Raw genomic sequence first — 17,224 nt, 5'->3', positions numbered from 1 at the left:
AGGGAGGTATTTTGATGTCCGATTGTTTATTCTGCAAAATTGCAGCGGGAGAGATCCCATCCAAAAAACTGTACGAGGACGATAAGATCCTCGCATTCTATGACATTTCCCCAATTGCTCCGGTACATTTTCTGGTAATCCCAAAAGAACACATCCAGAGCGTTGACATGGTCAATGAGGAAAACAGCGCAGTGATTGCCTACATTTTCCAGAAAATCGGTGAGATCGCAAAAGAAGCAGGACTCACAAACGGTTATCGTGTGATTTCCAACTGCGGAGCAGATGCAGGTCAGACCGTACCACACATCCATTTCCATGTACTGGGCGGAAAAGAACTCAACTGGCAGGTATAAGTTTTAACACAGATAACTGCCAAAAAAGAAAGGATGACACAGATGGATACTTATCGTTTGCAGGTAGCGGGACTGGAGCGTGACCTTCCGGTTTGTCCGCTGGGAAATGGTGTGTCGATTGCAGGATTTGTTATGTTCTCTGATGTAGAACTGACCATTGCCTGTGCAACTGAGCTGTTAAAGAAACTGCCGGAACATGATGTTCTTCTGACAGCGGAGTCAAAGGGTATTCCGCTTGCCTATGAGATGTCCCGTCAGAGCGGAAAACGCTATATCCTGGCAAGAAAGAGCAAGAAGCTGTATATGAAAAATGCCGTTGAGGTTGACGTTCAGTCGATCACAACTGCAGGTTTGCAGAAGCTCTATCTTTCCGGCGAGGATATGGAGTACCTGAAGGGAAAACGTGTACTGCTGGTTGACGACGTTATCAGCACAGGCGAGTCTCTGCGTGCACTGGAAAAGCTGACCGAAAAAGCCGGCGGCATTGTAGCAGGCAAAGCAGCAGTTCTGGCAGAGGGTGATGCATCAAAACGTGATGATATCATCTTCCTGGCACCGCTTCCATTGATTCACGAATAATATAATAAGATAAAGAAAAAGGACTCCGTATGGAGTCCTTTTTCTTTGTTCGGATATCATTAGGAAAGTTCGAGAGCACCGGTATAAAGCTGATAATAGGTGCCTTTTTTGGCGAGCAGTTCTTCGTGGTCGCCTCGTTCGATAATGCGTCCGTGCTCCAGAACCATGATTGCGTTGGAATTTCGGATGGTGGACAGACGGTGTGCAATGACAAATACGGTACGTCCGTACATCAATGCATCCATACCGCGCTGAACGATTGCTTCGGTACGGGTATCAATGCTGGAAGTAGCTTCGTCCAGAATGAGTACCGGAGGATCGGCAACAGCGGCTCTTGTGATGGAAAGCAACTGGCACTGACCTTGTGAAAGTTCTCCGCCATCTCCGGTGATAACGGTGTTGTAGCCATCCGGGAGACGTCTGATAAACTGGTCAGCATTTGCCAGTTTTGCAGCCGCATAAACCTCTTCGTCGGTTGCATCCAGATTACCATAGCGGATATTTTCCATGATAGTTCCGGTAAACAGGTGAGTATCCTGCAAAACGATGCCGAGGCTTCGGCGCAGGTCCGCTTTTTTGATCTTGTTGATGTTGATTCCATCGTAGCGGATTTTGCCATCCTGAACGTCGTAGAATCGGTTGATCAGGTTGGTGATGGTTGTTTTACCTGCACCAGTTGAACCAACGAAAGCGATCTTCTGACCTGGTTTTGCGTACAGTGTAAGGTCATGCAGAACCATTTTGTTTTCGTCGTAACCAAAGCTCATATCGTAGAAACGAACGTCACCTTTTAACTGGGTGTAGGTGAGGGTGCCATCATGATGTGGATGTTTCCATGCCCAGGTTCCGGTACGTTCTTTGCATTCATAAAGGTTGCCGTCATGGTCAAATGCGGCATTGACAAGGGTAACATAGCCGTCGTCCTTTTCCGGTTCCTCATCGATTAAGCGGAAGATACGTTCCGCGCCGGCAAGCGCCATAACAATCGAGTTAAACTGCTGGGAGATCTGGCTGAATGGCTGGTTGAAGCTTCGGGTCATCTGCAGGAAGGTTGCGATGGTTCCCAGTGTCAGCGGCGCAATACCGGTAATGGCAAGAAGACTTCCGATCAAAGCGGTTAGAACGTAGTGCAGGTTGCCAAGGTTGCCCATAATCGGCATCATGATGTTTGCGTATTTGTTTGCGCCGGTTGCGCTTTCACAGAGTTTTTCGTTTAATACGTCAAACCCGTCTTTGGTCTGCTGCTCATGGCAGAATACCTTGATGACCTTCTGACCGCTGAGCATTTCTTCAATGTAACCGTTGACAGTACTGAGGTCATTCTGCTGGGCAATAAAGTATTTTCCGCTCTTGCCGCCAATTTTTTTGGTAAGAACGAGCATGACCAGCACCATCAAAATGGTAATCAGTGTCAGGTGGACACTCAGAGTCAGCATGACGATGAATACAGTAATGACAGAGATCAGTGCTGCAAAGGTCTGCGGGATGCTCTGGTTGATCATCTGACGCAGGGTATCGGTATCGTTGGTGTACAAACTCATAACTTCACCATGAGGGTGAGTGTCAAAAAAGCGGATTGGAAGAGTCTGCATGTGAACAAACATCTCGTCACGGACACGTTTGAGCACGCCCTGACCGATATTAACCATCAGTCGGTTATAGATATAGGTGCAGAGAACACCAACATAGTAGATAACTGCAAAAATAGCAACAGCATATCCAAGTGAAGTAAAGTCAGGATTCTGCTGACCAATCATTGGTGTGATAAAGTCATCGATCAAGAACAGCAGGAACAAAGGACCTGCCATACCGGCAATCGCACTGATAATAATGGCGATTACAACGATCAAAAACTGCAATTTAAAGGTGCTTGCCACATATTTCATCAGGCGAAGCGCTGTTTTTCCGTAGTTTGGTTTATTTGGTTTTTCGTTTCTCATTCTTCTTTTGCCCCCTTAACCTGCGACTGGTAAACTTCCTGGTAGATTTTGTTGGTTTTCAGCAGCTGCTGTGGGGTATCAAACGCATCGATGTGGCCGTCATCCAGAACGATAACTCGGTCAGCGTCCTCGATGGAAGAAATACGCTGCGCGATGATGATCTTAGTGGTATCCGGAATTTCTTCACGGAATGCTTTTCGAATCAAAGCATCTGTCTTGGTATCAACGGCACTGGTGGAGTCATCCAGAATCAGAATTTTTGGTTTCTTTAACAGTGCGCGGGCGATACAGAGACGTTGTTTCTGACCACCGGAGACGTTGGTTCCGCCCTGTTCAATATAGGTGTCATATCCATCCGGGAAGCTGCGTACAAATTCGTCTGCCTGAGCAAGCTTGCAGGCTGCAACCAGTTCTTCATCCGAAGCATTCGGATTACCCCAGCGAAGGTTTTCTTTGATGGTGCCGGAGAACAAAACGTTTTTCTGAAGAACTACCGAAACCTGATCACGCAGGCTTTCAATGTCGTAATCGCGAACATCCTTGCCGCCGACACGAACCTGACCGGTTGTGGTGTCGTACAGACGCGGAATCATCTGAACCAGTGTGGTTTTAGCGCTTCCAGTTCCGCCGATGATGCCGATGGTCTCACCAGAATGGATATGGATGTTAATATCTTTCAGTGCAGATTTGTCCGGATCATTTACGTAGCTGAAGCTTACATTATCGAAGTCGATAGAGCCGTCCGCAACACTGTTGAGCGGATGTGCAGGGTTTTTTAAATCGCTTTCTTCATCCAGAACTTCGACGATTCGGTTTGCGGAGCTTTCTGCCATGATGATCATAACAAATACCATCGAGAGCATCATCAAGCTGGAAAGAATCTGGGTGGCATAAACGATCATGCTCATTAACTGACCGGTTGTCATGGTGCTGCCCACAATCATCTTGGCAGCCATCCAGGAGATCAGCAGAATTGCAGTATACATGGTAAACTGCATCAAAGGAGCATTGAGTGCGATAATTTTTTCTGCTGTGCGGAATTGATGATATACTTTGTCTGAAATGTTGTAGAATTTTTTATCCTCAAAATCTTCTCGGACATAGGCTTTTACAACACGGATTGCACTCAGGTTTTCCTGAACGGTATTGTTTAATTCATCATAGGTGCGAAATACCCTTTCAAAGTAAGGGTGAGCTTTAATAGCAATGAAGAACAGTCCAATTCCCAAAAATGGGATCGCAAAGAAAAATACCATCGACAGTTTCATGTTGATGCCCATTGCCATGATCAGGGCGAAAACCAGCATCAGTGGTCCGCGAATGAGGACACGAATGACCATCTGATAAGCGTTTTGAACGTTGGTGACATCGGTGGTCAGTCGTGTAACCAGGCTGGCAGGGGAGAACTTATCAATGTTGGAAAATGAAAAGTCCTGAACATGATGAAACATGTCGTGACGGAGATTCTTGGCAAATCCTGCCGAAGCTGTCGCTGCATATTTTCCGGAAAGTGCACCGAAGCACAGCGAGGCGATAGCGGTAATAATCAGGATAACACCAAGGCGTACGGTATAGGAGAGATTGTTTTGCTCCAGTCCCATGTCAATAATCCTGGACATAAAGAATGGAATCAATACCTCCATGATAACCTCAAGGGTTACAAAAATCGGGGTCAGCAGAGAAGCCGTTTTATATTCTCGTACCGACCTTAACAGTTTTTTTATCATGAAAAAACCTCCTCTATTTTAGGAACCTAAGTATTAGAAAAACACAATCTGCAAAATTCTCAGATTCCCAATTGGCATTTGATGATATTATTTTATTATATTTAAAATTCTAATTAGAAACCTAATTAGCTTCCTAAGTTATTAGGCAAATTTGTCCATTATCAGGACAAATTATTCAGCATTTGTTCCACAACGCGATAGAAAACTTTCATATCTTCAGGTGAAATGCCGTGTGTCAATTCCTCTTCAAAGCAGGCAAGGTCATGGGTTACCCGATTTTTGTACTGGAGTGCTTTGGGCAACAGAACGATTTTTTTTAGGCGTGCATCATAGCTGACTGGTTGGCGGGAAATCAAACCATTTTGCTCCATTTTTTTCAAAATTTCGCTGGCTGTTGGAGGACGCAAAGAAAATGCTTCTTCAATATCCCGCTGAAAAACATCTTCGGATTGTGCGAGTATAAAGTGAAGAATTTTTCCCTGAGCACCACTAAATTCACCGTTAAAATTAAAAGTATCCATTCTGCGGCGGATTTTGTTGGAAAGCTGGCCAAGATAACGACCGGCGGAAGGAGAGGTTTGCATCTGTATGCCCCCTTTCATTACTTAGGTTCCTAAATAGTGTACTGTGTTTTAGACAAATTGTCAAGTAGGGAATTTGTTAACATTTAAAGAAAAAGCGGGAATTGTGTTATAACAATTCCCGCAAAAAATTTACAGTGTATTGTGTACGATTTTTCCATCAATGATGGTCATGCGGCAGAGACTTAAGCTGCTGAACGGGTGACCGTCAAAAATTGCAATATCCGCATCTTTTCCAACTTCCAGAGAACCAACGCGGTGATCAAGCTTGAGTGTTTTGGCAGGATTGATGGTAATACCTTCAAAAGCTGCCTGTTCGCTCAATCCGTGACGCATCAGCATACCGATGGTTGCAGGGAGAATGGCGGTTTGGGAGCCAGTATCAGCAGTCAGGGAAATGGTTAGACCAGCTTCAGACAGGATGCCAGGATTTTCCAGTTTCATGTTCCAAATTTCCTGCTTGGATGGATGCCAGAGATACGGACCGATGGTGCAGCGAACATTTCTTGCCTTGAGTGCATCGGTGATCATATAGCCCTCGGTACAGTGTTCGATGGTGTAGTCCAGATGGAATTCCTCTGCAACGCGGATAGCGGTCATGATATCGTCCGAGCGGTGCGCATGGATGCGGCAGCGCATCTCACCACGAACAACCGGAACCAGTGCCTGAAGCTGGAAGTCTGGTTCTGGAGCTTTGGAAGGGTCCAGCTCAGCAGCTTTCAGGCGATCAGAATAAACCTTTGCTTTAAACAATGTTTCGCGCATCAGCGAAGCCAATCCCATACGAGTCATTGGATATTTGCGGTCGGTACCATAGCAGCGCTTTGGATTTTCACCCATTGCAAATTTCATCTGCTCGGTTCCCGGAAGAATCATTTCTTCGGCGGTCTGTGCATCACGAAGTTTGATGACAATGCCGGTGCCACCGATGACGTTAGCAGAACCTGGCAGAATGCAGACAGTAGTAAATCCGGCATCCCTTACCTTGCTGATAGCATAATCGTGTGGGTTAACTGCATCCATGGCACGTACCTGAGGGGTGATTGGACTGCTCATTTCGTTGCCGTCCAGTGGGATAGATGGATTGGTACTCGGTTCATTGAAGTTGGAAATATGAGTATGGCAGTCGATCAGTCCCGGAGTAACCCAGCAGCCAGAAGCATCGATCACCTGTGCATCGGAAGGAATCTCGATATTTTCACCGACAGCCAGAATTTTTCCATCCTCGATCAGGACAGTGCCGTGTTCAAAAGTTTTATCGGTAACAGTAACAACTTTTCCGTTTTTAATAGCAATCATCTTTGCTCGCTCCTTTCCTTACAGGGTGTTTTTGTAGATCTCGCCATCGATCATAACCAGACGGCACAGACTCATGCTGTCAAATGGGTTACCGTCAAATACAGCAATATCTGCATCTTTGCCTGCTTCCAGGGAACCGATGCGGTCATCCAGCTGCAATACTTTGGCAGCATTGATGGTGACACCTTTGATTGCATCCTCAAAGGAAAGTCCGCGGCGGATAAAGAAGCCGATTGTCATTGGCAGAACAGAGGTCTGAGAACCGGTGTCAGCGGTCAGACAAAGAGTGATGTTTTCTTCCTTGCTCAAAATACCAGGATTATCCATGGTGCGGTTGTGGATTTCCAGTTTGCTTGGAGAGGTCAGATGAGGACCAACAACACATTTTACGTGTTTTTCGTTTAAAACGTCCTTGATTTTGAAGCCTTCGGTGCAGTGCTCGATGACATAGTCAAGGTTATATTCTTCTGCGATGCTGATGGCAGTCAGAATATCGTCCGAGCGGTGTGCATGGATGCGGCAGCGCATCTGTCCGCGTACAACAGGGACAAGAGCATCCAGTTTAAAGTCTGGTTTTGGTGCTTTGGAAGGATCATCTTTTGCTGCAAGAAGAGCATCGGAATAGATTTTTGCGTTGTACAGGGTTTCGCGCAGAATAGCGGCGATTCCCATACGGGTCATTGGCATCTGTTTACGGTTTCCATAGTTGCGTTTTGGATTTTCGCCAAAGGCAAATTTCATCTGCTCGCTGCCTTTGATTGCCATTTCTTGTGGAGTATGGCCGCGCAGTTTGAGTGAGATGCCGGTACCACCGATCACGTTGCCAGAGCCCGGGGTGGAATAAATGGTGGTAAATCCAGCCTCGCGAACCGGAACGATAGCATAGTCGTCTGGATAAACGGCATCCATTGCACGTACCTGTGCCTGGATTGGACCGCTCATCTCGTTGCCATCGTACATGCCGGGCAGTGTACCTGGTTCGTTAAAGTTGCAGATGTGGGTATGACAGTCAATCAATCCCGGGGTGACCCAGCATCCTGAAGCGTCAATGACCTGTGCGCCTTCTGGAATTGTAAGATCGGTACCGATTGCCTTGATTTTTCCATCTTCGGTCAGAACGGTTGCTTTTTCATAGGTCTGTCCGGTTACGGTGATGACCTTTCCGCCTGTAATCGCTGTTATCATAAAAGAAACTCCTCCTTCTCATAAAAGAATGATGGATAATTGTTTTATCATGAAAAAACCAACTGTATCATAGCACAACAGGATATAAAATGTAAATAATGAAGAATAATTTTCATGGTTTAGACGTATTTATTGTTTAAAATAAATAATTTTCCTTTCTGATTTTTGAAAGACAGTCGACATATCCAAACCAAAGAAAGAATAGGATAAAAGAAAGGGGAGGGAAAGCAAAATGGGCTATTCATCACGTGACAAAAAGAAAAAAATAGAAAAAGATGACCGCTTTTTCTCAATGTTGTGTTTTCAGATCAGTGTCTGTCTGGTAACGTTAGCGGTTTTCTTCTGTGCAGTTCAGATGGGAGGAGAAAATAAGGCAGCAGCACAGGAATCTGCAGCCTTGCTTTGTGGGGAGCAGGCAGAAACTTTGGTGGAATGGGAAGGGCTTTTTAAAAAGCCAAAGCAGTATTGCAATATGGCTTGGGAATCGGTAAGTCATTTCTTTTCGGGAGGAGCTTCCGAAATACTGGAAAAACTAAAAGATTTTTTATCCGAACAGATTGTTCCGCCGGAAAAACTGCCGCAGGAAGACCTGCCTCCTGTGGTCGGAGAGAGCGGAGCAGGAGGGGAATTTCCTTCTTCTGACTTGAGAAAAGCAGCAGAAGGAACGACACTTGCGCCCTATCAGCTGACAGCGCAGATGATTTCTCCGGTCAGCGGACTGGTGACCTCGATGTTTGGATGGAGAGAACATCCGGTCAGCCATCAGGACGACTTCCATAAGGGGGTCGACATTGCAGCTGCGATGGATACTCCGATCTTGGCGGCTCTGCCGGGAGTGGTGGAAGAAACCGGATATTCCGAAAGCTATGGAAATTTTGTGGTACTGCGTCATTCAGATCGGCTGAAAACCACCTATAATCATTGCAGCAAAATTCTCGCTTCGCAAGGGGAACAACTGGCAAGGGGAGATCGAATAGCGCTGGTTGGCAGCACAGGAATTTCGACCGGACCACATCTCCATTTTGAAGTGGTAATAGAGGGACTAAAAGCAGATCCACTGCTCTCCCTTGAGGTGGAAGAATATGAGGCATAGATGTTTTCCGAAAATTGAAATGAGCTTCTGGTTCTTTTTGGGATTAAGCTTATTTTTGCTTTTTGATCAGGGAAATCTGGGGAGCATGTGTGTAGCGGCAGTTTTGCTGCATGAGCTGGGGCATATAGCAGCTATGACACTCTTGGGGGTAAAAATCCAGAGAATCCGGTTGACGCCATTTGGAATTGACCTGGAGCGGGGAGAGGAAGGATCAATCCGGTCAGAGCTGATGATTCATCTATCTGGTCCTCTTACAAACCTTTGTTTGGCAGTTTTGCTTGCAGGAATGGGAAAGTTTCATTTTTCTGCGGTTAACTGTGCTTTGGGATTGTTCGAGCTGTGTCCTCTGCCCACGCTGGATGGAGGTCAGGCAATTTTTTGTCTGATCCAGCAGCTGTTTTCTTTAGAAAAGGCACAAAGATGGAGTAGCATATTAGAAACAACCAGTTTTGTTCTGATTTTCACTTTAGCTGGAATCTCATTTTTTATGAAGCAAAACCTCACACTTTTATTTTTGTTGTTTGGCATTTCGGTTTCACTGTTTCAGAAAGAGTCAGGAATCAAAGGAAAAATCAGAAAAGGAAAAAGGCTGTAAGAATTTCTTACAGCCTTTTTTATCTAGCAGTATTAAACTTTCTTTACAGTCAGGACTTTGAGCACATCGACAGCGCCTTGAATATCTTTTACGCGGTCGTTGATTTCGTTGACACTCTGGAATTTTTCCAAAGTATTTCTCTGTCCGTCAAACAGTTGACGCATTTCCTGCTGAATATCGTTTTCCTGAATACTCTCCACCTTTTTCAGGCGCTTTTCTACAGCATCCAGAGTTTGTGCCAGTCCTTTGATGTCTTCGCGTCCGGTTTTAACCTCCGCTTTCATCTCGCGCACTTCATCCTTGATTTCGCGCACTTCATCCTTGATTGATTTGATCTCATATTTGATCGGGCCAAGTTCGTTTGTCAGCTTGACATCCAGAAGCTGGCTGATCGCGTCCATCAGTTCTCTGTCAATCATGATTTGTATTCACCGCCTTTATGGTTTATTATACCTGATTTGGAAGTTGTTTGCAAGAAAGAAAGCATTTTTTCTTACAAACAGAAAATTTCATTTGGATTCCATCAGGTCGATGATGCGGTAAAGGGCGAGCAGAATGAAACCAAAAAGGCACAGGAAAAGCATCACATAAGTTTCGGGTTGATTGAGATTAAACAATATCCCGCCTAAAATCTCATGGATTCCCAGTGTAACTGTGAAAACAAAACAGAGGAGGGATACAACAAAAATGATTTTGGAAATGTGTTGTTTTATTAAGTGTTCTTCTGAAAAGGAATGGTCTTTTTCACAAAGATATAGGAATTTATTTTGTCCGAGTAGCCTTCTTCTATAAATCCAAGTTTTTTTAAGAGGGAAATACTGGGGATGTTTTCCTTTTCCACCAATCCGACAATATCCATTCCTGAATATTGTTCTTCGATGGCACAAAGTACCTTGTTCAGTATCTCGAAAGCATATCCCTGACGCTGAAATTGATAGGATATGGTATAGCCCAGTGTAAAACAGGGGTCATGCTTATTATAGAAACAGGAAAGATCCCCGATGAGCTGGTTGTCTGTCAGGCAGATGGCGTAGTGCTGTTCTGGCTCTTTGGAAAGAAAAACAGACTGATGAAACTTTTGAATAAAATCTTTGAGATACTCTCTGGAAGTGTTTTCCCAGTGCTGATATCGTGCACAGTCAGCATTGTTCCGATACAGATAAAGGGTATCTAAATCATCTGGGGACAGATTTCGAAGAATCAGCCTGTCAGTCTGCAAAAATGTTGCCATGAGTCTCATTCCTTTCTGTAAAGGGGTCTTGCCTTAATTTTATTCTACAAAATTTTGGGCATTTTTACAAGATTTATTGGGAGGGACAAGCCTGCGATGGACGTTGATTTTTTAGGAGAAATCATGTAAACTAAAAAGATGAATAAGCCGAAAACAACGAGAGTTTTAAGATTTTGGAGGATCCTAGATGAAACGAGAACAGCTTGAGCAGATTTTGCTGGATGTACAAAAACCTGCACAGTATATCGGCGGAGAACTCAACAGCGTGATGAAGGACAAGAGCAAGGTTGATTGTCGTCTGGCTTTTTGCTTCCCGGATAAATATGAGGTGGGAATGTCCCATCTTGGCATGAAGATTTTGTATTCGCTGTACAACCTGCGGGAAAACTGGTGGTGTGAGCGTGTGTTTGCACCGGATGCAGATATGGAACAGCTGATGCGTGAAAAAAATATTCCGCTTTATGGTCTGGAAAGTCTGGACCCAATCAAAGATTTTGATTTTGTGCTGTTTACCTTGCAGTACGAGATGAGCTATACTGCAATCCTCAACATGCTTGATCTGGCAGGACTGCCGGTTCGTGCAAAGGACAGAACCGGCCTGTCCCCAATCGTAGCGGCAGGCGGTCCATGTGCGTGCAACCCGGAACCAATTGCTGATTTTATCGATCTGTTTATCATCGGTGAAGGCGAAGAGGTCAACATCGAAATCACCGATCTGTATATGCAGGCAAAAAAAGAAGGTTGGAGCAAACAGCAGTACTTAAAGGAAGCTGCAAAGATCGGTGGTGTCTATGTTCCAAGTCTGTATGATGTTTCCTACAATGAGGACAACACCATCAAAGCAGTTACCCCGAACTGTGAAACTGCACCGGTAAAGGTGAAAAAGCGCATTATTGCAGATCTGGACAAGGTGTTTTATCCAGATAAATTTGTTGTTCCGTTTATCAACATCGTTCATGACCGCGCAATGCTGGAAGTACAGCGCGGATGTCTGCGTGGATGCCGTTTCTGTCAGGCAGGATTTATCTATCGCCCGCTGCGCGATAAGCACTATGACACCCTCAACAAGGATGCACACGGTCTGTGCGACACCAGCGGTTATGAGGAGCTGTCGCTGACATCTCTTTCCACCAGTGACTATAAGGAAATTGAACCACTGCTGGACGATCTGCTCAACTGGACAACTGATGAAAAGGTCAGCCTTTCTCTGCCGAGCCTTCGTGTGGATAACTTCTCCAAAGAGCTGATGGAGAAAGTATCCAGACTGAAAAAGAGCGGCCTTACCTTTGCGCCGGAAGCTGGAACCCAGCGCCTGCGCGATGTTATCAATAAAAATGTAACCGAAGAAGAACTGATGAATACCTGCCGTACCGCATTTGAGGGCGGCTATACCTCGGTAAAACTTTATTTCATGATGGGTCTGCCGACCGAAACCATGGAAGATATCGAGGGAATCGCAAACCTTGCACAGAAAGTAGTCGATCTGTATTACAGCCTGCCGACCCGTCCAAAGGGCAGGGCAGTAAGCGTTTCCATTTCCTGTGCATGCTTTGTTCCAAAGCCGTTCACTCCATTCGAGTTTGAGGCACAGGACAGCATGGAACTGCTGAGAGAAAAGCAGAAACACCTGCTTGCAAGCGTAAAATCCAAAAAGATCAGCGTCAGCTATCATGATGCGGATGTCAGCTTTATCGAAGCGGTGCTGGCAAAAGGTGACCGCCGTCTGGGTGATGTGATTGAAGCTGTCTGGAAAAAAGGAAGCCGTCTGGATGGATGGTATGAGTACTTTGATCCGCAGAGATGGTATGATGCAATGGCAGAACTTCAGATTGATCCTGCTTTCTATGCAAATCGCCGCAGAGAGTATGATGAAGTAATGCCTTGGGATCACCTGGATTTCTGCGTCAGCAAAAACTTCCTGATTCGGGAAAACAAGCTGGCGAGAGAAAACGTTACTACCCCACAGTGCCGTGAAAAATGTTCGGGCTGCGGTGCAAGCCAGCTGATTCAGGGTGAATGCTGCAGCGATAAAGTGGTTTATGAAAGGGAAGTCCTTCCAATCGAACCGCCGCGGCCAAAGGTTGACCCGGCACTGCTGCTGGAGCAGCCACAGAAGGTCAGATTGTTCTTTACTAAGCTTGACCGTGCAAAATATATCTCCCATCTGGATATGAACCGCTGTATGAGCCGTGCATTAAAGCGTTCGGGACTTCCAGTTTGGTATACCGGTGGATTTAACCCACACATGTACCTGACCTTCCCGCTGCCGCTTTCGCTGGGCTGTGAGAGTGTTTATGAGTGCGTTGACCTCAAGATGACACAGAAGGTTGATTTTGACACCATTGCACAGAAGGTCAATGCCTGCCTGCCGCCGGACATTCAGGTGTTCGCTGCCGGTGAACAGAAGATGGACCAGAAGGAAATTGCTTGGGCAGATTATGAAATCTGCTTTGACGCACAGGACGGCTTAAAAGAAAAGCTGGAAAACTTCTTTAATCAGGATGAAATCAAGGTAATCAAGAAGACCAAGAAGGGCGAAAAGGAGATCGACCTCAAGCCGCATTTCTCCCTCCTTTCGATGGAAGAAAAAGATGGTGTCCTGACTGCTATGATGCGCTTTGCAACCGGCATCGAGCTCAACATCAATCCAACACTTCTGCTGGATAACGCACCATTTGAACTTCGTGTTCAGTCGCTCAAACGTCTGATGGTCTATAATAAGGAACTCAAATCTTTCTGCTAAGACCACAAAAGCAGGAAGATAGGTGGATTTTGGATTGTGCAAACCGGGGAAAATGGCGGAATAAGCGGCGTTGTAAGAAAAAAATCTTGCAATCGCGGATAAGTCATGATATAATACTCGGGTATGCAACAGTTTCCGTCTGGAAAAGGGGCTTTGCTTCTTATTCAAGATGAGTGTTGATGCACAATCTGCAATATGAAAACTGTTAAGGTTTGAAAAGATTGCGACATTCAAAGTGGATATTCCTCTGCAACAGAGCAACAAGCCAGCATGAATATCTGAAAATTTAAGGAGGAAAAGATCAATGGACGCATTACAGAAAATTTCCCAGTCTTGCATGAAAAACGAACTGCCATCTTTCGAAGTAGGTGACACTGTACGAGTACAGGTTAAAATCAAAGAGGGCGACAAAGAAAGACTTCAGGCTTTCGAAGGTACTGTTATCGGTATCAAAAAAGGCGGAATCAACTCCACCTTCACCGTTCGTCGTATTTCCCACGGCTGCGGCGTAGAAAGAGTATTCCCAATGCACTCTCCTAACGTTGCTGAAGTTGTTGTTACCAGAAACGGTAAAGTTCGCAGAAGCAAACTGTACTACCTGCGTGACCGTGTCGGCAAAGCTGCAAAAGTTAAAGAACAGATTCGCTAAGTTCGCGCAAAAAAGGGACAGTTTCTTCTGTCCCTTTTTGTTTTTTATTCGGAAAGAAAGCGTTATTACGTTTTTCTTTTGTTTATGATGATAATACTACTGCCTGAGGGAATATCCACAAGGCAGATCAGATAGAGGAGGACACCGGATGGAGAACCAAAACAAAAAAAATATCCCTGCACAGCCGGAATTTTCTGGGGAATTATCCCCAGAATACAACATGGGGGAAAAAGATAGCAAACAGAAAAACAGAGTGAAGGAAATTTTGGAGTATGCCGAATCCCTGACGCTGGTTTTTGCTGTGATGCTGCTGATTTTTACTTTCATTGCCCGTCCGGCAACAGTAGACGGAACCTCGATGCTTCCAACCTTGGAAGATCAGGAACGCCTGGTGATTTCCAATCTGTTTTATGAACCGAAAGCAGGAGATATCGTTGTTTTGTGCGGAGAGGCGGACAAAGAAGAGGGCCGCACTCTGATCAAACGAATTATTGCGACCGAGGGACAGACGGTAGACATCGATTTTGAAGCCGGTGAAGTTTATGTGGACGGAGAAAAGCTTTCCGAGCCATATATTCTGGAACCGACCTATCTGGATGAAGGAACAGAATTCCCTCTGACCGTACCGGAAGGAGAGATCTTTGTCATGGGTGATAACCGAAATGGTTCCCGTGACAGCCGCTCCACCACCATTGGCACCGTCAAGGAAGAATATATTGTAGGAAGAACTTTATTCCGTTTCTTCCCGTTTGACCGCTTTGGAAAAATCGGCGATACCGGAAGACTCAATATTGTTTCCGCAGAAGAATAAAAAGAGTAGTCAGGGCAGAATGAAGATTTTGCCCTGATTGTTTATCAGGAACTTTTGAAACTATATTTTGTAGTCAAAACAGGAGGAACTATGCAGAAAGAACAGCAGACAGCTCCGGAAATGGAAGAGGAGCAGGAATATCTGACCCAAACGCCGAGTATTCAGTGGTTCCCGGGACACATGGCAAAGACCCGCCGCGTGATGAAGGAAAGCCTGGGACTGGTTGATATCGTGGTAGAACTGCGCGATGCCAGAATTCCAAAAAGCAGCCGCAATCCGGAAATCGAAAAAATTATCGGTGATAAACCACGTCTGGTTGTCTTTAACAAGGCAGACATCGCAGACCCTGCCGTTACCAAAGAATGGCAGGAATATTATAAAAGCCATGGAGTGCGGACTCTGGCACTCGATTGCCGTTCGGGCAGAGGGTTAAAGGAACTGGTACCTGCAGTAAGGGATACCTTGTCTGACCTTCTGGCAAAAAGAAAAGCAAAGGGAATGGAAAGCCGTCCGATCCGCATGATGATCGTAGGTGTTCCAAACGTTGGAAAATCCTCCCTGATTAACCGTCTTGCAGGAAGCAAGCGGGTAAAGGTAGAGGACAGACCGGGCGTTACCCGTGGAAAACAGTGGGTTCGTCTGGAAAGCGGCATCGAACTTCTGGACATGCCAGGTGTTCTGTGGCCAAAATTTGATGATAAGCAGGTTGGAGAACGTCTGGCTTATACCGGAGCAATCAAGGATGACGTTTATGATCTGGAATGGGTTGCAATGCGCTTTTTGGACCTGCTTCGCAACCGCTATCCAAAACTTCTGGAGGAACGCTTTAAGGTGACACCGAATGACTCGGAAGGTTTGGAGCCTTATGATTTGCTGGAGTTGGTCGGCAAAAAACGCGGTATGATGATGTCGGGCGGTGTAGTTAATACAGAACGTGCTGCTATTACCGTTTTGGATGAGTTCCGTTCCGGTAAAATCGGACGCATTTCGCTGGAGCGTCCTCACACTGCAGTACAGGATTCCTCCCAGCAGCTGTAAAGGAGAAACAGATGCAAGCAACACAAACAGCAGCATTGACCGCCTTTCTGATCGCTGCAGTTGCAGCGATCATGTCTGTACGCGAAATTATCAGGCTGTACAAAGAGCCACTGCCGGATTATGTGAAATCGGTTGTGGAACAATCGGAAGATCAGACTGCATGCCGGCGTTTTCTAGTGCGGGAATACACGATTGCCTATCTTTTCTTTTTGTTTACAGCATTGTGTATTGCGGGAAGTTTTCTGGTTCCGTTTGGATTTATGGATCTTTTGGTTCAAATTGGACTGATTGCGGGAGTGCTGTGGCTTGTTTCGGTGCGCTTTCGTCAAAGGCGGTTTATCAAACAGGAGGAGTCAAAATGACAGAAAAGCCGGATTTATTTTTGTTTGACCAGCAGGTGCGCGAGGAAGGCTTTTTGACGGTATGCGGAGTGGACGAAGCCGGAAGAGGTCCTCTGGCAGGATCAGTGGTGGCAGCGGCAGTTATTCTGCCGCCAAAGGAAGACCTGCTGGAAAAATGTCCGCTTCTTGCCGGATTAAATGATTCCAAAAAGCTTTCAGAAAAGAAGAGAGAAGCCTTGTTTGAACCAATCAAGCAATATGCACTGGCATACGGAATTGGTGAAGCAAGTGCACAGGAAATTGATGAACACAATATTTTGCAGGCTACCTTTCTGGCAATGGGACGCGCGGTGGAAAACCTAAAGGAAAATTTTAAGCTCCAGCCGGATATTCTTCTGGTGGATGGAAACCAAGACCCTAAAATCATGGACAACACCCGAACCGTAATCAAGGGGGACGCAAACTCTGCTTCCATTGCAGCAGCATCTATTCTGGCAAAGGTGACAAGGGATCGGGAGCTTGTAAAGCTGGATGAGATTTATCCTCAGTATGCTTTTAAACAACACAAGGGCTATCCAACCAAGCTGCACTACGAACGAATTTCAGAATATGGAATCAGTCCGGTTCATCGCCGCAGCTTTTTAAAGAAGATTTTAAATGGATAACAAAAAAACAAAAAGATCAACCGGTCAACTTGGAGAACAAGCAGTGATTGAATATCTCTTAAAGAAGGGATATACTATAGTTGACCATAATTATCACGCAAAGTGCGGCGGCAGGGAAGAAGTCGATATTATAGCCTGTGATGGAGATGTTCTGGCTTTTGTGGAAGTAAAGACCCGCAAAAAGGATTCGTGGCTTTCTGCCATGGATGCACTGACACCACAAAAACGAAGAAGGATCTTTACGGGAGCACAGAATTTTCTGATGACCCAAGAAGGCTATGAACGGTTTCAGCCGAGATTTGATGTCGCGTGTGTGACAACAGAGAATGGAATGGTCACATCGGTTGATTATTATGAAAATGCTTTTTCACTTTGTGACATTGAATATTAAGTA

At 45.5% G+C, this 17,224-nt stretch carries 18 protein-coding genes and 1 pseudogene; 12 read left to right on the top strand and 7 right to left on the bottom strand.

The annotated features are described in order from the left end of the window. The first annotated feature begins 14 nt into the window (after window positions 1-14). Complete coding sequence (locus BQ5375_RS13045) at window positions 15-353, top strand: histidine triad nucleotide-binding protein (RefSeq protein WP_022133608.1); 339 nt, start codon at window positions 15-17, stop codon at window positions 351-353. Window positions 354-395: 42 nt separating this feature from the next. After that, window positions 396-932 carry a phosphoribosyltransferase family protein gene (locus tag BQ5375_RS13040; protein WP_022133609.1) on the top strand — a complete coding sequence of 179 codons (537 nt, stop codon included), beginning with the start codon at window positions 396-398 and terminating at the stop codon, window positions 930-932. A gap of 59 nt (window positions 933-991) precedes the next feature. Here the strand turns inward: BQ5375_RS13040 and BQ5375_RS13035 are convergent, their stop codons facing one another. The 5 genes from BQ5375_RS13035 to BQ5375_RS13015 all read right to left on the bottom strand — a co-directional run bounded on the left by BQ5375_RS13035 (window position 992) and on the right by BQ5375_RS13015 (window position 7,664). Continuing rightward, window positions 992-2,872 (bottom strand): ABC transporter ATP-binding protein, encoded by a 1,881-nt coding sequence (locus tag BQ5375_RS13035; RefSeq protein WP_076918052.1) that lies wholly within the window; start codon window positions 2,870-2,872, stop codon window positions 992-994. Next, on the bottom strand, window positions 2,869-4,599 hold the full coding sequence (locus tag BQ5375_RS13030) for an ABC transporter ATP-binding protein (RefSeq protein ID WP_076918051.1): 1,731 nt from the start codon (window positions 4,597-4,599) through the stop codon (window positions 2,869-2,871). Before BQ5375_RS13030 ends, BQ5375_RS13035 begins: the two co-directional genes overlap by 4 nt. Before the next feature lie 161 nt (window positions 4,600-4,760). Next, window positions 4,761-5,183 (bottom strand): MarR family winged helix-turn-helix transcriptional regulator, encoded by a 423-nt coding sequence (locus BQ5375_RS13025; protein WP_022133613.1) that lies wholly within the window; start codon window positions 5,181-5,183, stop codon window positions 4,761-4,763. A 129-nt stretch (window positions 5,184-5,312) separates the two neighbouring features. Continuing rightward, the gene (locus BQ5375_RS13020) at window positions 5,313-6,479 is read right to left on the bottom strand and encodes an amidohydrolase (protein ID WP_076918050.1); all 1,167 of its coding nucleotides are present in this window, start codon (window positions 6,477-6,479) and stop codon (window positions 5,313-5,315) included. A gap of 18 nt (window positions 6,480-6,497) precedes the next feature. Then, window positions 6,498-7,664 (bottom strand): amidohydrolase, encoded by a 1,167-nt coding sequence (locus BQ5375_RS13015; protein WP_076918049.1) that lies wholly within the window; start codon window positions 7,662-7,664, stop codon window positions 6,498-6,500. 232 nt (window positions 7,665-7,896) lie between these two features. Between BQ5375_RS13015 and BQ5375_RS13010 the strand changes: the two genes are divergently transcribed. Further along, window positions 7,897-8,757: a M23 family metallopeptidase gene (locus BQ5375_RS13010; RefSeq protein ID WP_076918048.1), complete on the top strand. Its 861-nt coding sequence runs from the start codon at window positions 7,897-7,899 to the stop codon at window positions 8,755-8,757. Then, window positions 8,747-9,352 carry a site-2 protease family protein gene (locus tag BQ5375_RS13005; protein ID WP_076918047.1) on the top strand — a complete coding sequence of 202 codons (606 nt, stop codon included), beginning with the start codon at window positions 8,747-8,749 and terminating at the stop codon, window positions 9,350-9,352. The genes BQ5375_RS13010 and BQ5375_RS13005 overlap by 11 nt, the downstream gene beginning before the upstream one ends. 32 nt (window positions 9,353-9,384) lie before the next feature. On the opposite strand, the gene BQ5375_RS13000 is transcribed toward BQ5375_RS13005, so the two are convergent. Both BQ5375_RS13000 and BQ5375_RS12995 read right to left on the bottom strand, forming a co-directional pair. Further along, window positions 9,385-9,771, bottom strand: a complete 387-nt coding sequence (locus BQ5375_RS13000; protein ID WP_022133618.1) for an Mce/MlaD family protein — start codon at window positions 9,769-9,771, stop codon at window positions 9,385-9,387. Between the two features lie 293 nt (window positions 9,772-10,064). Next, window positions 10,065-10,583 carry a GNAT family N-acetyltransferase gene (locus BQ5375_RS12995; protein ID WP_076918046.1) on the bottom strand — a complete coding sequence of 173 codons (519 nt, stop codon included), beginning with the start codon at window positions 10,581-10,583 and terminating at the stop codon, window positions 10,065-10,067. 187 nt (window positions 10,584-10,770) lie between these two features. On the opposite strand from BQ5375_RS12995, the pseudogene BQ5375_RS12990 reads away from it, so the two are divergent. The 8 genes and pseudogenes from BQ5375_RS12990 to BQ5375_RS12960 form a co-directional block, all read left to right on the top strand. Further along, window positions 10,771-12,606: pseudogene (locus BQ5375_RS12990) on the top strand (TIGR03960 family B12-binding radical SAM protein); the annotation flags it as partial. Window positions 12,607-12,615: 9 nt separating this feature from the next. Then, window positions 12,616-13,326 carry a TIGR03936 family radical SAM-associated protein gene (locus tag BQ5375_RS14570; RefSeq protein ID WP_268876808.1) on the top strand — a complete coding sequence of 237 codons (711 nt, stop codon included), beginning with the start codon at window positions 12,616-12,618 and terminating at the stop codon, window positions 13,324-13,326. A 304-nt stretch (window positions 13,327-13,630) separates the two neighbouring features. Continuing rightward, window positions 13,631-13,975 carry a 50S ribosomal protein L19 gene (rplS, locus tag BQ5375_RS12985; protein ID WP_022133621.1) on the top strand — a complete coding sequence of 115 codons (345 nt, stop codon included), beginning with the start codon at window positions 13,631-13,633 and terminating at the stop codon, window positions 13,973-13,975. Between the two features lie 148 nt (window positions 13,976-14,123). Then, window positions 14,124-14,786, top strand: coding sequence for a signal peptidase I (lepB, locus tag BQ5375_RS12980; protein WP_022133622.1), 663 nt, complete (start codon window positions 14,124-14,126; stop codon window positions 14,784-14,786). A 90-nt stretch (window positions 14,787-14,876) separates the two neighbouring features. Next, window positions 14,877-15,824, top strand: coding sequence for a ribosome biogenesis GTPase YlqF (gene ylqF, locus BQ5375_RS12975; RefSeq protein ID WP_022133623.1), 948 nt, complete (start codon window positions 14,877-14,879; stop codon window positions 15,822-15,824). 11 nt (window positions 15,825-15,835) lie between these two features. Then, a complete protein-coding gene (locus tag BQ5375_RS12970) occupies window positions 15,836-16,186 on the top strand; it encodes a hypothetical protein (RefSeq protein WP_076918045.1) in 351 nt (116 codons plus the stop codon). Further along, window positions 16,183-16,830, top strand: coding sequence for a ribonuclease HII (locus tag BQ5375_RS12965; RefSeq protein ID WP_076918044.1), 648 nt, complete (start codon window positions 16,183-16,185; stop codon window positions 16,828-16,830). Before BQ5375_RS12970 ends, BQ5375_RS12965 begins: the two co-directional genes overlap by 4 nt. After that, the gene (locus BQ5375_RS12960; RefSeq protein WP_076918043.1) at window positions 16,823-17,221 is read left to right on the top strand and encodes a YraN family protein; all 399 of its coding nucleotides are present in this window, start codon (window positions 16,823-16,825) and stop codon (window positions 17,219-17,221) included. The genes BQ5375_RS12965 and BQ5375_RS12960 overlap by 8 nt, the downstream gene beginning before the upstream one ends. Window positions 17,222-17,224: the final 3 nt, after the last annotated feature.

The organism is Negativibacillus massiliensis (assembly GCF_900148495.1).
Classification (GTDB): domain Bacteria; phylum Bacillota; class Clostridia; order Oscillospirales; family Ruminococcaceae; genus Negativibacillus; species Negativibacillus massiliensis.
Note: the sequence above shows the minus strand (reverse complement) of the source record. Positions and strands in the feature narration are given on the sequence as shown.

Coding starts and splice junctions, on each gene's coding strand:
- BQ5375_RS13045 (WP_022133608.1), top strand. CDS start 15: ATGTCCGATTGTTTATTCTGCAAAATTGCAGCGGGAGAGATCCCATCC.
- BQ5375_RS13040 (WP_022133609.1), top strand. CDS start 396: ATGGATACTTATCGTTTGCAGGTAGCGGGACTGGAGCGTGACCTTCCG.
- BQ5375_RS13035 (WP_076918052.1), bottom strand. CDS start 2,872: ATGAGAAACGAAAAACCAAATAAACCAAACTACGGAAAAACAGCGCTT.
- BQ5375_RS13030 (WP_076918051.1), bottom strand. CDS start 4,599: ATGATAAAAAAACTGTTAAGGTCGGTACGAGAATATAAAACGGCTTCT.
- BQ5375_RS13025 (WP_022133613.1), bottom strand. CDS start 5,183: ATGCAAACCTCTCCTTCCGCCGGTCGTTATCTTGGCCAGCTTTCCAAC.
- BQ5375_RS13020 (WP_076918050.1), bottom strand. CDS start 6,479: ATGATTGCTATTAAAAACGGAAAAGTTGTTACTGTTACCGATAAAACT.
- BQ5375_RS13015 (WP_076918049.1), bottom strand. CDS start 7,664: ATGATAACAGCGATTACAGGCGGAAAGGTCATCACCGTAACCGGACAG.
- BQ5375_RS13010 (WP_076918048.1), top strand. CDS start 7,897: ATGGGCTATTCATCACGTGACAAAAAGAAAAAAATAGAAAAAGATGAC.
- BQ5375_RS13005 (WP_076918047.1), top strand. CDS start 8,747: ATGAGGCATAGATGTTTTCCGAAAATTGAAATGAGCTTCTGGTTCTTT.
- BQ5375_RS13000 (WP_022133618.1), bottom strand. CDS start 9,771: ATGATTGACAGAGAACTGATGGACGCGATCAGCCAGCTTCTGGATGTC.
- BQ5375_RS12995 (WP_076918046.1), bottom strand. CDS start 10,583: ATGGCAACATTTTTGCAGACTGACAGGCTGATTCTTCGAAATCTGTCC.
- rplS (WP_022133621.1), top strand. CDS start 13,631: ATGGACGCATTACAGAAAATTTCCCAGTCTTGCATGAAAAACGAACTG.
- lepB (WP_022133622.1), top strand. CDS start 14,124: ATGGAGAACCAAAACAAAAAAAATATCCCTGCACAGCCGGAATTTTCT.
- ylqF (WP_022133623.1), top strand. CDS start 14,877: ATGCAGAAAGAACAGCAGACAGCTCCGGAAATGGAAGAGGAGCAGGAA.
- BQ5375_RS12970 (WP_076918045.1), top strand. CDS start 15,836: ATGCAAGCAACACAAACAGCAGCATTGACCGCCTTTCTGATCGCTGCA.
- BQ5375_RS12965 (WP_076918044.1), top strand. CDS start 16,183: ATGACAGAAAAGCCGGATTTATTTTTGTTTGACCAGCAGGTGCGCGAG.
- BQ5375_RS12960 (WP_076918043.1), top strand. CDS start 16,823: ATGGATAACAAAAAAACAAAAAGATCAACCGGTCAACTTGGAGAACAA.